Below are 13,178 nucleotides of genomic sequence, written 5' to 3'. Positions count from 1 at the left end.
CTGGGTGTCCGTGACGCGGGCGAGAGTCCGTCGGGGGGCCGCGCAGACCCGTCAGTCGAATTCGTCCAGCACCCGGGAGACGATCGATGCGACGGCCGCGCGGCTTCGTTCCCGGTCGTCGTCGACGAGTCCGATCCTGGTTCGGCGGTCCAGCACGTCGTCGACCGTCATCGCGCCTTCCGCCCGCACGGCGAACTCGATGCGCCCGCGCGTGACGGCGAGGCCCGGCGCGACCGGGGCCTCCGCATCCGGGAGGGCAGCGCGTGCGGCCGGGTCGTCGTCGATCAGGCGGAGGGACGACGTGCGGCTCGGGCCCGACGCGAGCGCGCGCGAGCGCACCGCCAGCTCCACGGCATCCTCGGCCATGCGCCGGTAGGTGGTGAGCTTGCCGCCGAGCACGGTCACGAACCCGCCGTCGGACAGCGACACGAGGTGACGGCGCGAGACGTCGGCCGTCGCATCCGCTCCGTTGTCGACGAGGGGACGCAGGCCGGCGAACGCTCCCCGCACCTGCGCCCGACGGATGGGCGCCGTGACGACCCTGTTGAGCGTGGCGAGCAGGAAGGCGATCTCAGGCTCGGTCGCCTCGGCGACGCGCGGAACGGGCCCGGGTGCGGCTTCGTCGGTGAGACCGACGATCACGCGGCCGAGTCGCTGCGGGAGCGCGAAGACGTATCGGCTGATGGATCCTTCGTGCGGGACGGTGAGTGCCGCCGACGGCGAGCCGAGGTCGTCGGCGTCGAGCACGATGTGCGTTCCCCGGCTCGGACGCACGGCGATGGTCTCATCGAGCTGTCCGGCCCAGACGCCGGTCGCGTTGATGACGCTGCGCGAGCGGATCTCGAAACGCTCGCCCGTCAGCACGTCGCTCACGACCGCACCATCGCCGCGCAGCGCCTCGGCACGCACGCGGGTGAGGATGCGTGCTCCCCGCGAGGCGGCGGTGCGGGCGACGGTCACGACCAGTCGTGCGTCGTCGACCAGCTGCCCGTCGTAGGACACCATCCCGCCGCGCAGCCGGTCGTCGGCGAGCGCCGGGAACAGCCGTTTCGCGGTCCGCGCGGAGACGGGATGCGGTGCCGGCAGGCTCGAGCGCGGCGTGCGCGCCTGCATGCGGAGCAGATCGCCCAGAACCATGCCGACGGCGCCGGCGCCTCGCTGTCGCAGACTGACGCCCGGGAGGAACGGCAGAAGCTGGGGGAGAGGGCGAATGAGGTGCGGTGCGATGACGGTCATCAGCAGGTGCCGTTCGATCGCGCTCTCCCGGGCGGTGGCCACGTCGCCGGTGGCGAGGTAGCGCAGACCGCCGTGCACGAGCTTGGAGCTGAAGCGGCTGGTTCCGAAGGCGAGGTCTTCGGCTTCGACGAGCGTCACGCTCAGACCCCGCGACGCGGCGTCGAGCGCGACTCCGACGCCGGTGATCCCCCCGCCGACGACCAGCACGTCGCTCGTCTCGACGGCGGCTCGTTCGAGGTCACGCCGACGCCGGCGCGGATCGAGGTCGGGCGATGCGTCGATCATGCCCGCAGATGCCCGTCCAGAGCCGCCCTCAGCTCGCGCTCCCACGCGGCCTCGTCGATGAGGTCGGCGACCGTGCTGTGGGAGATCACCGCGGACTGCGTGATGAGCAGGAGCATCACCGCGATCTCCTGCGGTGCGCCCGCGCGGACCGATCCGTCGGCCTGGGCGGCGGTGATCGCCTGCGCGAGCCAGGCGAGGATCAGTCGCTGGCTGGAGCCCACGCGCTGCAGCGTGTAGCGCGCGAAGGCCTCCGGCTCGTCGGCCAGCAGACGGCCGTAGACCGCGTCGGTGCGGAACATCGTCGTGAATCGGAGCACATCGTCGACGAGGGTCGCTCTGGTCTGCGCGGGAGCGGGGAACTGCGCGATGAGACCCGCGACCCGTCGGAGCAGCGCGGATCGGACGACGTCATCGGCGTCGCTCCAACTGCGGTAGATCGTCGGCCGGCTGAGGCCGGACCGCCGAGCGAGTTCGGCGATCGTCACGTCGTGCACGCCGCGGCGGCTGATGAGCACGTCTGCGGCATCGAGCACACGCGACTGCGTGGGATCCCACGATGGTTGACGTTCTTCCATGATCTGTCACACTGTAACGCATGGATCACGAGAGCGGCAGAGGTGCCGCGGACGCACCGATGCGATGGAACGGATGGGGCGATCCGACGCGGGCGCGCGAGCTGCCGCTCGCGGTCAGGGCGCTCCTCCCGCTGCTGCTCGGCCGACTGCGGCGGCCCGCCCCCGCGATAGAGCTCGACGATGTGCGCGTCTCGGAGAGCGCCTTCACCGTCGACGACCGCGCGAGCTTCGCGAGCGCCATCGGCGAGGAGGCGGTCGATTCGACGATCGAGTCACGCATCCGTCACGCCGGTGGACGCTCGACACCCGACCTCCTCCGCCGCCGGAGGGAGCGCCAGGTCGTGCCGGATGCCGTGATCCGGCCGAGCACCCACGACGAGGTGAGCGCCTGCCTCGCGGTCGCCGCGGCGCGAGGCGTCGCCGTGATCCCCTTCGGCGGTGGCACCAGCGTGGTCGGTGCACTCGACCCGGAACGCGGGTCGCATCGCGCGGTGATCAGCCTCGACCTGCGCCGGCTTTCGGGACTCATCGACCTCGACCCGGTCAGCGGGCAGGCCACGCTCGCCGCCGGGACGTCGGGCCCCGAGGCGGAGGAGCTGCTGGCGGCGCAGGGCTTCGAACTCGGTCATTACCCGCAGAGCTTTCGCTATGCCACGATCGGCGGGTTCGCGGCGGCCCGGTCATCGGGTCAGAACTCCGCCGGATACGGCCGCTTCGACGCCCTGGTGACGGGGATGAGGGTCGCCACCCCGACCGGCGAGCTCGACCTCGGCCGTGCCCCGGGATCCGCGGCGGGCCCCGACCTCACCCGCCTCTTCCTCGGCTCTGAGGGCATCTTCGGCGTGATCACCGAGGTGCGGGTGCGCGTGCATCCGGTCCCGCACGATCGCCTGTTCGAGTCGTGGACGTTCGCCGACTTCACCAGCGGGATCGAGGCCCTTCGCGCCGTCGCGCAGAGCGGAGACGGACCCACGGTGATCCGTCTCTCCGATGAGGCGGAGACGGCCGTCAGCCTCGCCCAGGTGGGGCGGATCGGCAAGGCGCTGGCCAAGGGCGCTGCGGCCGTCACGGTCTTCGAGGGCGAGCGCATCGAGGAGCGACGGGAGCGCACCGCCGCTCTGCTCGCTGCCGCGGGCGGCACCTCGTCCGGCGCCGGGGGAGCCGAGGAATGGATGAAGGGTCGCTTCGACGGCCCGTATCTGCGCGATTCCCTGCTCGAGGCGGGAGTGTTCTGCGAGACGCTCGAGACCGCCACGACGTGGTCGAACCTCGAACGGCTGCGCACCGCCGTCGACATCGCCCTCCGCGACGGCTTCGCGGCCGCCGACGCGAAGTGCTCCGTGATGTGCCACGTGTCGCACATCTACCCGACGGGCGCGTCGCTGTACTTCACCGTGCTCGCCGGCATCCGATCAGGCCCGCTGGCGACCTGGGAGCCGATCAAGGCGCGGGTGAACGACGCCATCATCGCCTCCGGCGGCACGATCAGCCACCATCACGGTGTCGGGCGCGACCACGCGCCGTGGCTGAGCCAGGAGGTCGGCGCGACCGGCATCCGCGTGCTGCGTGCGATCAAGCGCGAACTCGATCCGCACGGCATCATGAATCCGGGGGCCGTCATCGGCGACGAGGCTCCACGGGAGAGGACCGACTGAGTGGGACACATCGCGCTGCTGTCGAATCCGCTCGCGGGCAAGGGGCGCGGTCGCGACGCGACCGCCCAGGCCGTCGCCCATCTGCGATCGCGCGGCGCCGAGGTGCGGGTCTTCACCGGCGACTCGGCGGAGGCGTCGCGATCGCTCGTCGTGCGAGCCCTTCACGAGCACCCGGACGTGCTCGTCATCGTCGGCGGCGACGGCACCCTGTCGACGATCCTCGATCCGGTTTGCGCCGCAGGAGCTCCGATCGCCCTGGTCGCCGCCGGAACCGGCAACGACCTCGCCCGCGCCCTCGGACTTCCGCGCCGTGACGCCGCGGCGGCGGCCGAGCTCGCCCTCACCGGTGCGGCGCGGGTGATCGACGTGGGCGAGGTCAGAACCCGCGACCGCACCGCGGGATTCCTCACCGTCGCGGCGCTCGGGTTCGACGCACGGGTGAGCGATCGCACCAACCGCCTCCGCTGGCCGCACGGTGCGCTGCGGTACTACCTCGCGGTGGTCATCGAACTCGTGCGCCTCCGCGCGCTGCGATTCACGGTCGCCGTCGACGGCGGAGTGGCGGAAACCGGGCTGGGCACGCTCGTCGCCGTCGGCAACACCGCCAGCTACGGCGGGGGCATGCCGGTGTGCGCCGGGGCGGTGCCCGACGACGGGATGCTCGATCTCGTCGAGGTGTCGAGACTGGGCCGTCTGCGACTGCTGCGCCTCTTCCCCCTGCTGCTGACCGGTCGCCATCTGGCTCGTCGTGAGGTCACGCACCGCCGCGCGCGCACCGTCACGGTCAGCGCTCCCGGCCTCGTCGTCTACGCCGACGGAGAGCGCCTCGGCGAAGACGAGTGCACGATCTCGGTGCGCCCCGGTGCGCTGACCGTGATGACCCCGATGGATGGGGGCGCTCATGAGGTTCGATGAGGACGTGGTGGTCGTCGGCTCGGGCTTCGGCGGTTCGGTCGCCGCCCTCCGTCTGGTCGAGAAGGGCTACCGCGTGCGAGTCGTCGAGGCGGGGCGGCGCTTCGAGGACCAGGATTTCGCGAAGACCAGCTGGAACGTGCGCCGATACCTGTGGGCCCCTGCGCTCGGGTGCTTCGGCGTGCAGCGCATCCATCGACTGCCGCACGTCATGATCCTCGCCGGCGCCGGAGTGGGCGGCGGGTCGCTGAACTACGCCAACACGCTCTACCAGCCCGGCGAGGCGTTCTTCCGCGACCCGCAGTGGGCCGACATGGCCGACTGGGAAGTCGAACTGGCTCCGCACTACGCCACGGCGAAACGGATGCTGGGCGTCGTCGAGCACTACCCGCACGATGGGCCGGTCGAACGGATCATGGCCGGAGCCGCGGACGACCTCGGCGTGGCGGACTCGTTCCGTCGCGCGCCGGTCGGCGTTTGGTTTGGAAAGCCCGGCGAGCGGGTCGCGGATCCCTTCTTCGGCGGCGAGGGTCCGGAACGCACCGGTTGCACGCTCTGCGGCAATTGCATGGTCGGATGCCGCGTCGGGGCGAAGAACACCCTGATGAAGAACTACCTGGCACTGGCCGAACGACGCGGCGCCCGCATCGAGCCGCTGCGCACGGTGACGGAGGTGCGCGAGCTCCGGCGCGGAGGGTTCTCCGTCACGACCCGGCGCAGCGGGGCCTGGTTCCGGCGCGACCGGCGCACCATCACCGCCGAGCAGGTGATCCTCGCCGCCGGAACCTGGGGCACCCAGCAGCTGCTGCACCGCATGAAGCACTCGGGTGCGCTGCCCCGGATCTCGGAGGCGGTCGGCCGGCTCACGCGCACCAACTCCGAGGCGCTCGACGGCGCGGTCGCGACGCGGGTGCCGGAGTCGCTGGCGCTCGCGCGCGGCGTGGCGATCACCACATCGTTCCACGTCGATGAGCGGACGCACGTCGAGAACGTCCGCTACGGTCCGGGTTCGAACCTGATGGGAGCGCTCGCCAGCGTGATGGTTCCGGGTGATCGCCCGCTCGCCGGTCGACTTGCGGCAGTCGTCTCGCGCATCGTGCGGGCGCCGCTCCGACAGGCGCGCATCGGCTCGCTGCGCCGGTGGAGCGAGCGCGGCATCATCGCCCTCGTGATGCAGACGGCCGACAACTCGCTCACGCTCTCGCTGCGGCGGAGGTGGGGTCGACTGACGATGACCAGCGCCCAGGGCCACGGTGAGCCGAATCCGAGTCATCTTCCGCAGGCGCACCGTGCCGCCCGCGCCATCGCCGCACGGATCGAGAGCGAGGGCGGTGTCGCGGCCGAGGCCCGCGGCTCGTGGCCGGAGGTCTTCGGCATTCCGCTGACCGCCCACTTCCTCGGCGGGGCGGTGATCTCGGCCACTCCGGCCGACGGCGTCGTCGACGCCTACCATCGCGTCTGGGGCCACCCCGGGCTCCACGTGGTCGACAGCGCGGCGGTACCCGCGAACCCCGGCGTGAATCCCTCGCTCACGATCACCGCTCTCGCGGAGCGGGCCCTGGCGCACTGGCCGCGCGCCGGAGAGGCCGACAAGAGACCGGAGCAGCACCCCGGTCGTTGAGCGAGCGAGCGGAGCGACCGAGACGAAACGCCCGGGAACCGCTGGGGCGTTTCGTCTCGCTTCGCTCGCTCACCGACCGGGGGTGGATGCTCCGTCGATGCCGCGGATCTGCGGGGTGTGGAACGAGCCACCGAAGGCCCGCTCCGAGGCGCCCTCGCGATCGAGGTACGGCGAGGCGCCACCGTCGATGAAAGGCCAGCCCGCGCCGAGGATGAGGCAGAGGTCGATGTCTTCCACCTCCGGCACGACGCCCTCGTCGAGCATCAGTCTGATCTCCGTCGCCAGGCCGTCCTGCACGCGCTGCAGGATCGTCGACGCCGAGGCCGGGGCGTTCCCGACGGCGGGTCGGAGCAGCTTCTCGGCCTGCTTCGTCCAACCGGTGACGCGTCCGCCCTTGTCCTTCTCCACGACCGCGTCGAGCTCGGCGAGGGCATGGAAGTTCTCGTTGGCGTAGAAGCGGTCCGGGAAGGCCGACACCATCGTGTCCTGCACGTGGGCGGCGACCTTCCAGCCGACCAGGTCGATCAGCTGGAACGGCCCCATCGGCAGGCCGAGCGGAGCGAAGGCCTTTTCGACGTCGGCGATGGGAGTGCCCTCGTACACTGCGCGTGCGGCTTCGCCCATCACCTTGGCGAGCAGTCGGTTGACCACGAATCCCGGGGCGTCGGCGGTCAGCACCGCGTTCTTGCCGAGGTTCTTGGCGACGACGAACGCGGTGGCGAGCGCAGCATCCGCTGTGGCCGGTGTCTTCACGATCTCGATCAGCGGCATCACCGCGACCGGGTTGAAGAAGTGGAATCCCACGAGACGCTCGGGGTGGGCGAGCTTCGCGCCGATCTCCTCGACCGACAGCGACGAGGTGTTGGTGGCGAGGATCGCGTCTTCGGCGACGATCTGCTCGATCTCGCCGAACACTTGCTGCTTGACGCCGACCTCCTCGAACACCGCCTCGATGACGAAGTCGCAGTCCGCGTAGAGGCTCTTGTCGGTGGTGCCGGTGACCAGCGCGCGCAGCTTGTTCGCCGTGTCGGCGTCGAGACGCCCCTTGGCCTCGAGCTTGCCGATCTCCTCGTGGATGTAGGCGACGCCCTTATCGACGCGCGCCTGGTCGAGGTCGGTGATCAGCACCGGCACCTGCAGCTTGCGCACGAACAGCAGTGCGAACTGGCTGGCCATGAGCCCGGCGCCGATGATGCCGACCTTGGTGACCTTCTTCGCGAGCGCCTTGTCCGGCGCGCCGACGGGGCGCTTCGCGCGCTTCTGCACGAGGTCGAACGCGTACATGGATGCCGCGAACTGATCTCCGGTGACGAGGTCGGCGAGCGCCTCGTCCTCCCGGGCGAAGCCCTCCGCCTTCGTGCCGCTCTTCGCCTTGTCGAGCAGGTCGAGTGCGGCGTACGGCGACTTCGGGACCGTGCCGATCTTCGACTCGAGCATGCCGCGGGCCATCTTGATCGCGATGGGCCACTTGGTGAGACGCTCGATCCTGCCCGGCTCGTTGCGCCGCTCGACCTTCTTGCCGCCGAGCACCGCGTCGGCCCAGGCGAGCGAGTTCTCGAGGTAGTTCGCCGCGGGGAAGATGGCGTCGAAGATGCCGAGGTCGAACGCCTGCTGGGGCTTCAGCATCCGGTTCTGCTTCAGCGGGTTCGAGATGACGACCTCGAGGGCGTTCTCGATGCCGATGAGGTTCGGCAGCAGGTAGGCGCCACCCCAGCCGGGGATGATGCCGAGGAAGACCTCAGGGAGGGCGACCGCGGCCGCCGAGGCATCGACCGTCCGGTACGTCGAGTTCAACGCGATCTCCAGGCCGCCGCCGAGCGCGAGCCCGTTGACGAACGCGAAGGACGGGACACCCAGATCGCTGAGCCGGCCGAGCACCTTGTGCCCCAGCTGCGCGATGAGTCGTGCGTTGTCGCGGGATCCGACCCTGCTGATGTCGGAGAGGTCGGCGCCGGCGGCGAGGATGTACTGCTTGCCGGTGATGCCGACCGCCTGGATCTCGCCTGACGCGGCGCGCGCCTTCAGCGTGTCGAGCGTCTCGCCCAGCTCGGTGAGCGTGGCCGGTCCCAGCGTGTTGGGCCGGTTGTGGTCGCGACCGTTGTCGAGGGTGATCAGCGCCAGCACCTTGCCCGAGGCGAGGCGGATGTCGCGCACGGGGGAGTGGGTGACGACCTCCCCCTCGGTGAGGGCCTGGATGGGCGAGAAGTCGATGTCGTCGTAGTTCGTCACGTGCGCGCTCACTTCTTCCGCTTCTTGCCGTCGTAGTGCGGGTTCTCCCAGATGACCGACCCGCCCTGACCCAGGCCGACGCACATGGCCGTGAGGCCGTAGCGGACGTCGGGTCGCTCGGCGAACTGCGCCGCGAGCTGGATCATGAGGCGCACGCCCGATGCCGCGAGTGGGTGACCGAACGCGATCGCACCGCCCCACTGGTTCACCCGGGGGTCGTCGTCGGCGATGCCGAAGTGGTCGAGCAGGGAGATGACCTGGATGGCGAACGCCTCGTTGAGCTCGAACAGTCCGATGTCGGAAATGTCGAGCCCCGCTCGCCGGAGGGCCTTCTCGGTCGATGGGATCGGGCCGATGCCCATGATCTCGGGCTGCACGCCCGCGAACGCGAAGGAGACCATGCGCATCTTCGGTGCGAGGCCGAACTCCTTCACCGCCGCGCCCCCGGCGAGCAGCGACATCGTCGCTCCGTCGGTGAGCGGGGACGAGGTGCCCGCCGTCACGCGCCCGTGCGGGCGGAACGGCGTCTTCAGGGCAGCGAGGTCCTCCATCGTCGTCTGCGGGCGGCGACCTTCGTCTTCCGTGGCGAGGCCCCAGGCGCCGTCGGCGCCCTTGATGGCCACCGGAACCAGGTCGGGCTGGATCTTGCCGGCGTCGTACGCCGCCTGCACCTTGTGCTGGCTCAGCATCCCGAAGCGGTCCGAGCGCTCCTTGGTCAGATGCGGGAACCGGTCGAAGATCCGCTCGGCCGTCACGCCCATGTTGAGGGCGCCGGGGTCGACCATCTTCTCGGCCACGAAGCGCGGGTTGGGGTCGGCGTTGCCGCCGATGGGGTGGTGGCCCATGTGCTCGACGCCGCCGGCGAGGGCGAGGTCGTACATGCCGACGCCGATCGAGGCGCCCATGGTGGTGACGCTCGTCATCGCTCCGGCGCACATGCGCTCGACCGCGAGGCCGGGGACCGTCTGCGGGAGTCCGGCGAGGATCGCCACCGAGCGGCCCAGAGTGAGTCCCTGGTCGCCGGTCTGGCTGGTCGCGGCGATCGCGACATCGTCGATGCGGTCGGCGGGGACCGCCGCGTTGCGCTCCATCAGGCCGATGGTCGCCTTCACGGCGAGGTCATCAGCACGGGTGTTCCAGTACATGCCCTTTTCGCCGGCGCGCCCGAACGGGGTGCGCACTCCATCGACGAAGAAGACGTCCGAGATCTCGGCCACTCTGCCTCCAGTTTTGTGCGGTGCCCTCAGTCTAGGAATCGCCGGAAACGGGGAGGAATCGGTTGGATCGAACCTACGAAGCGGGTGCGGACGTGGTGTCGGGCGACTGGGCAGCCTCTACAAAGGCATCCGCGATCTTCTGTGCGGTCTGTGCAACCTGCCACGGTCGGGCACCGAGCGCCGAGAGCGCGGCACCGATGGCCTCCGCCGTGTCACCGGGGACGTCCCACGCGATCCGGCGCAGGAACTCGGGCGTCAGCAGGTTCTCGGTGGGCATGCCCAGCTCCTCCGCCACGGCCTCGACCGCGGGACGTGCGGCCTTGAGCCGGGCATCGGCCTCGGGATTGCGATCGCCCCACGCGCGAGCCGGAGGCAGGCTGTCGCTCGGCACCCGCTCGCGGGGAAGCTCTTCCGTCGCACGACCGTCGACGATCGCCTGCCACCAGCGGTCCAGCTGCGTGCGGCTCGCCCGCCCCTGGAACTCCTTGACGCCCGCCAGCGACTGCTTCGACTGCGGATTCGCCATGACCGCGGCGACCAGGGAGCGATCGGGCACCAGGCGACCGGGGGAGATGTCCTGCTCCTGTGCGTAGAGCTCGCGGGCCTGCCACAGGGCGCGGGCGACGGCGAGGTTGCGCGCCCCGCGCACCTGATGCAATCCGCTCAACCGTCGCCACGGGTCCTCGCGCGGGGGTTTCGGCAGACGCGTCAGCGTCGCGGCGAACTCCTCCGCGGCGAAGTCGGTCTTGCCCTGCTCGGCGAGCTCGGCGACGAGGACGTCGCGCACATCGATCAGATGTAGCACATCGAGCGCCGCATACTCCAGCCAGGCGGCGGGAAGCGGCCTGGTCGACCAGTCGGATGCCGAGTGCTCCTTCTTCAAGCCGATGCCCAGGGTGTCTTCGACCACCGCGGCGAGCCCCACACGCTCGTGACCGAGAAGGCGGGAGGCGAGCTCGGTGTCGAAGATGGACGGCGGCTCGAGGCGCAGTTCGCGGAGCGAGGGGAGGTCCTGACTCGCCGCATGGAAGACCCACTCGACTTCGCCGATCGCCTCCTGCATCGGTGAGAAGTCGCCGAGCTCCGGCGGGTCGAACAGGAAGACGCCGGCGTCGCGCCGGAAGACCTGCACGAGATACGCGCGCTGGGAGTAGCGGAAGCCGGACGCCCGTTCGACGTCGACGGCGACCGGCCCGGTGCCGGCGGCGAGCACAGCGCAGGCGGCGCGGAACTCCTCAGCATCCGAGATCACGGAGTATTCAGTCACGTACAGCCTTTCGCGCGCCGATCACGGCGATGCCCTCGGAGCCTGGCGGAAGTCCCGCCAGCATTCCGACCAGCTCGGCCCATGCTTCGACGTGCGGTCGGAACGGGCCATCCGGAGTCCAGGACGCCCGCAATTCTATCTGTGCTCCGTCGCCTTCCTCCGCGAGGCCGCCGAATCCCTTCGACAGTGTCTTGGTCGAGGTGCCCGATGCGGAGTGGTGACGGGCCTGACGCGACTCGAGCGCGTCGACGAGCCAGGACCACGTGACGTCGGCGAGGAGCGGATCGGTCCCGATCTCGCTCTCGAGGGGCGCCTGCGCGAAGATGACCACGCGCCAGGCGCCGCCCCAGGCCGCGGGCTCATCGGGGTCGTGGAGCAGGACGAAACGGCCCGTGCCGTAGATCGATTCGCCTTCGCCGTCCGGGCGGACGTCGGCGGCGAGGGCGATGGCGAAGGGGGCCAGGCCCTGCGGCGTCGCGATCTCGCGCACCACGATGTCGTCGCGGAACACGGTCTCGCGCAGTTCGGCCGCGGCGCTGTCGAAGGGGGTCCCGGCCTCGGGGTGTGCGGTCACGGCAACAGGCTAGAGTCAGGAGGCGATGAAGAGACTCAGGCACGCCGTTGCGCTCCTCGTCCCCGCGGTGCTGGCACTCGGGGCGACCCTGTCGCTGCTCGTCCTCGCCGTCGCCCGTCGCGTCGTCACGCCGATGGGCCGACCCGCCGACACCCGCATCCTGGCCGTCGACACCGGTGCGCAGACCATCGAGCTGCAGCGCACGGTCGACACCGAGCTCCCAGGGCGCTACGGCCTGTTCACCACTGGGACGTACGGATACGTCAAGCTCGGCGCCGTCCTCAGCGCCGACGCGACGAGCGTGCGACGCAAGCTGCTGACGAAGATCGAGACCGGCGCGCGGGTCGACGCGGGCGCCGGCTTCAGCGGCTACTACTACGCCTCGCCGAACGAGCTGCACCTGCCCTGGGAGAGCGTGCTCATCGGGTCGCCGGCCGGCCCGTGCCCCGCCTGGTTCTTCCCGGGTGCGTCGTCGACGTGGGTCATCCAGGTGCACGGTCGCGGGGCGACCCGGGTCGAGTGCCTGCGCGCGGTGCCCGTGCTGCATGCCGCAGGTCTGCCGAACCTCGTCGTCTCGTACCGCAACGACGGCGAGGCGCCGCGCAGCCGCGCCGGAGCCTACGCCCTGGGCGCCGCGGAATGGCGCGACGTCGATTCGGCCATCGCCTACGCGCTGCGCCACGGCGCCGAGCGCGTCATCCTGATGGGCTGGTCGATGGGCGGAGCCGTCGCGCTGCAGGCGGCGGTCAGCTCGGGTCATCGCGACCGGATCGCCGGGCTGATCCTCGAGTCGCCCGTCGTCGACTGGCGCACGGTGCTGCGGTTCCAGGCCCGGCTCGCCCGTGTGCGCGCACCGCTGCCCGAACTCGCCATGAGGGCGCTGCAACAGCGCCTCACCGCGCGCATGAGCGGCGCGGACGACGCGATCTCGTTCGACCGCCTCGACATGGTCGCTCGTGCAACCGAACTGTCGGCGCCGATCCTGATCCTGCACAGCGTCGACGACGGGTTCGTCCCGATCGACTCCTCGCGGGCGCTGCGTGACGCACGGCCCGATCTCGTGACCATGCCCGAGTTCAGCGGAGCACGCCACACCAAGATCTGGAACTACGATCAGGACGGCTGGACGGCGGCGATCACCGACTGGGTGACCGCCCGAGGCTTCAGCGCTTCTGCCTGACCTGGTTCTTCGCCCGCATCAGCATCCCCGTCATGCCGCCGAGGCGGAGCGGCGATACCGCCTTGGTGAGGCCGATCGTCTGCGGGTAGTCGTCGGGTATGGCCAGGACCTCGTCGGCGCTGAGGCCGGTGATGCCCTGGACCAGGATGCTGGCGAAGCCGCGGGTCGTCGGTGCCTCCTCGGGCGCCGTCGCGTGCATGGTCACGATGTCGTCGTGCACCTCGACGTGGATGTACACGGGTGACTGGCACTCCGCGACGCGCTCGCACATCTCGGGGTGGCTCGCCACCTCGTCGGAGACGGGCGGCAGCTCATCGGAGTACTCGAGGAGGAGCAGGAGCCGATCGGCCTCGGGGGTCTCGAGGAAGCCGTCGCGGATCTCGGTGAGGACGTCAGGAAGGTCGCTTTCGCTCATCCCCGCCATTCT

11 protein-coding genes are annotated in these 13,178 nt (G+C 70.6%); 4 read left to right on the top strand and 7 right to left on the bottom strand.

Translation table 11 applies throughout. From position 1 onward, the window contains the following. Positions 1 to 51 precede the first annotated feature (51 nt). Both AB3M90_RS06280 and AB3M90_RS06275 read right to left on the bottom strand, forming a co-directional pair. Positions 52 to 1,521 carry a glycerol-3-phosphate dehydrogenase/oxidase gene (locus AB3M90_RS06280; RefSeq protein ID WP_412950695.1) on the bottom strand — a complete coding sequence of 490 codons (1,470 nt, stop codon included), beginning with the start codon at positions 1,519 to 1,521 and terminating at the stop codon, positions 52 to 54. After that, complete coding sequence (locus AB3M90_RS06275; protein ID WP_412950692.1) at positions 1,518 to 2,096, bottom strand: TetR/AcrR family transcriptional regulator; 579 nt, start codon at positions 2,094 to 2,096, stop codon at positions 1,518 to 1,520. The genes AB3M90_RS06280 and AB3M90_RS06275 overlap by 4 nt, the downstream gene beginning before the upstream one ends. A gap of 20 nt (positions 2,097 to 2,116) precedes the next feature. Between AB3M90_RS06275 and AB3M90_RS06270 the strand changes: the two genes are divergently transcribed. The 3 genes from AB3M90_RS06270 to AB3M90_RS06260 are packed head-to-tail and all read left to right on the top strand — an operon-like array spanning position 2,117 to position 6,284. Further along, entirely contained in the window at positions 2,117 to 3,751 is a 1,635-nt protein-coding gene (locus AB3M90_RS06270; protein WP_412950689.1) for an FAD-binding oxidoreductase, read from the top strand. Next, positions 3,752 to 4,666, top strand: a complete 915-nt coding sequence (locus tag AB3M90_RS06265) for a YegS/Rv2252/BmrU family lipid kinase (RefSeq protein WP_412950686.1) — start codon at positions 3,752 to 3,754, stop codon at positions 4,664 to 4,666. Beyond that, on the top strand, positions 4,653 to 6,284 hold the full coding sequence (locus AB3M90_RS06260; protein WP_412950683.1) for a GMC oxidoreductase: 1,632 nt from the start codon (positions 4,653 to 4,655) through the stop codon (positions 6,282 to 6,284). The genes AB3M90_RS06265 and AB3M90_RS06260 overlap by 14 nt, the downstream gene beginning before the upstream one ends. A gap of 69 nt (positions 6,285 to 6,353) precedes the next feature. Here AB3M90_RS06260 and AB3M90_RS06255 read toward each other — a convergent pair whose 3' ends face one another. The 4 genes from AB3M90_RS06255 to AB3M90_RS06240 all read right to left on the bottom strand — a co-directional run bounded on the left by AB3M90_RS06255 (position 6,354) and on the right by AB3M90_RS06240 (position 11,571). Next, positions 6,354 to 8,513, bottom strand: a complete 2,160-nt coding sequence (locus tag AB3M90_RS06255; protein WP_412951235.1) for a 3-hydroxyacyl-CoA dehydrogenase NAD-binding domain-containing protein — start codon at positions 8,511 to 8,513, stop codon at positions 6,354 to 6,356. A gap of 8 nt (positions 8,514 to 8,521) precedes the next feature. Beyond that, a complete protein-coding gene (locus AB3M90_RS06250) occupies positions 8,522 to 9,730 on the bottom strand; it encodes a thiolase family protein (RefSeq protein WP_412950682.1) in 1,209 nt (402 codons plus the stop codon). Positions 9,731 to 9,803: 73 nt separating this feature from the next. Further along, positions 9,804 to 10,997 carry a ribonuclease D gene (locus AB3M90_RS06245; protein WP_412950680.1) on the bottom strand — a complete coding sequence of 398 codons (1,194 nt, stop codon included), beginning with the start codon at positions 10,995 to 10,997 and terminating at the stop codon, positions 9,804 to 9,806. Next, complete coding sequence (locus AB3M90_RS06240; RefSeq protein ID WP_412950679.1) at positions 10,990 to 11,571, bottom strand: DUF3000 domain-containing protein; 582 nt, start codon at positions 11,569 to 11,571, stop codon at positions 10,990 to 10,992. The genes AB3M90_RS06245 and AB3M90_RS06240 overlap by 8 nt, the downstream gene beginning before the upstream one ends. A 25-nt stretch (positions 11,572 to 11,596) precedes the next feature. On the opposite strand from AB3M90_RS06240, the gene AB3M90_RS06235 reads away from it, so the two are divergent. After that, the gene (locus tag AB3M90_RS06235) at positions 11,597 to 12,751 is read left to right on the top strand and encodes an alpha/beta hydrolase family protein (protein WP_412950678.1); all 1,155 of its coding nucleotides are present in this window, start codon (positions 11,597 to 11,599) and stop codon (positions 12,749 to 12,751) included. On the opposite strand, the gene AB3M90_RS06230 is transcribed toward AB3M90_RS06235, so the two are convergent. Beyond that, positions 12,735 to 13,166 carry a SufE family protein gene (locus AB3M90_RS06230; protein ID WP_412950677.1) on the bottom strand — a complete coding sequence of 144 codons (432 nt, stop codon included), beginning with the start codon at positions 13,164 to 13,166 and terminating at the stop codon, positions 12,735 to 12,737. The genes AB3M90_RS06235 and AB3M90_RS06230 overlap by 17 nt on opposite strands. Positions 13,167 to 13,178 lie beyond the last annotated feature (12 nt).

This window comes from Microbacterium martis (genome assembly GCF_047246685.1).
In the GTDB taxonomy this organism is placed as follows: domain Bacteria; phylum Actinomycetota; class Actinomycetes; order Actinomycetales; family Microbacteriaceae; genus Microbacterium.
The sequence above is the reverse complement of the archived record's forward strand: the minus strand, read 5'-3'. Positions and strand labels throughout refer to the sequence as shown.

Excerpts from the sequence above, each read along its gene's own strand:
- AB3M90_RS06230 (WP_412950677.1), bottom strand. The coding sequence starts at position 13,166 with ATGAGCGAAAGCGACCTTCCTGACGTCCTCACCGAGATCCGCGACGGC.
- AB3M90_RS06280 (WP_412950695.1), bottom strand. The coding sequence starts at position 1,521 with ATGATCGACGCATCGCCCGACCTCGATCCGCGCCGGCGTCGGCGTGAC.
- AB3M90_RS06235 (WP_412950678.1), top strand. The coding sequence starts at position 11,597 with ATGAAGAGACTCAGGCACGCCGTTGCGCTCCTCGTCCCCGCGGTGCTG.
- AB3M90_RS06260 (WP_412950683.1), top strand. The coding sequence starts at position 4,653 with ATGAGGTTCGATGAGGACGTGGTGGTCGTCGGCTCGGGCTTCGGCGGT.
- AB3M90_RS06270 (WP_412950689.1), top strand. The coding sequence starts at position 2,117 with ATGGATCACGAGAGCGGCAGAGGTGCCGCGGACGCACCGATGCGATGG.
- AB3M90_RS06275 (WP_412950692.1), bottom strand. The coding sequence starts at position 2,096 with ATGGAAGAACGTCAACCATCGTGGGATCCCACGCAGTCGCGTGTGCTC.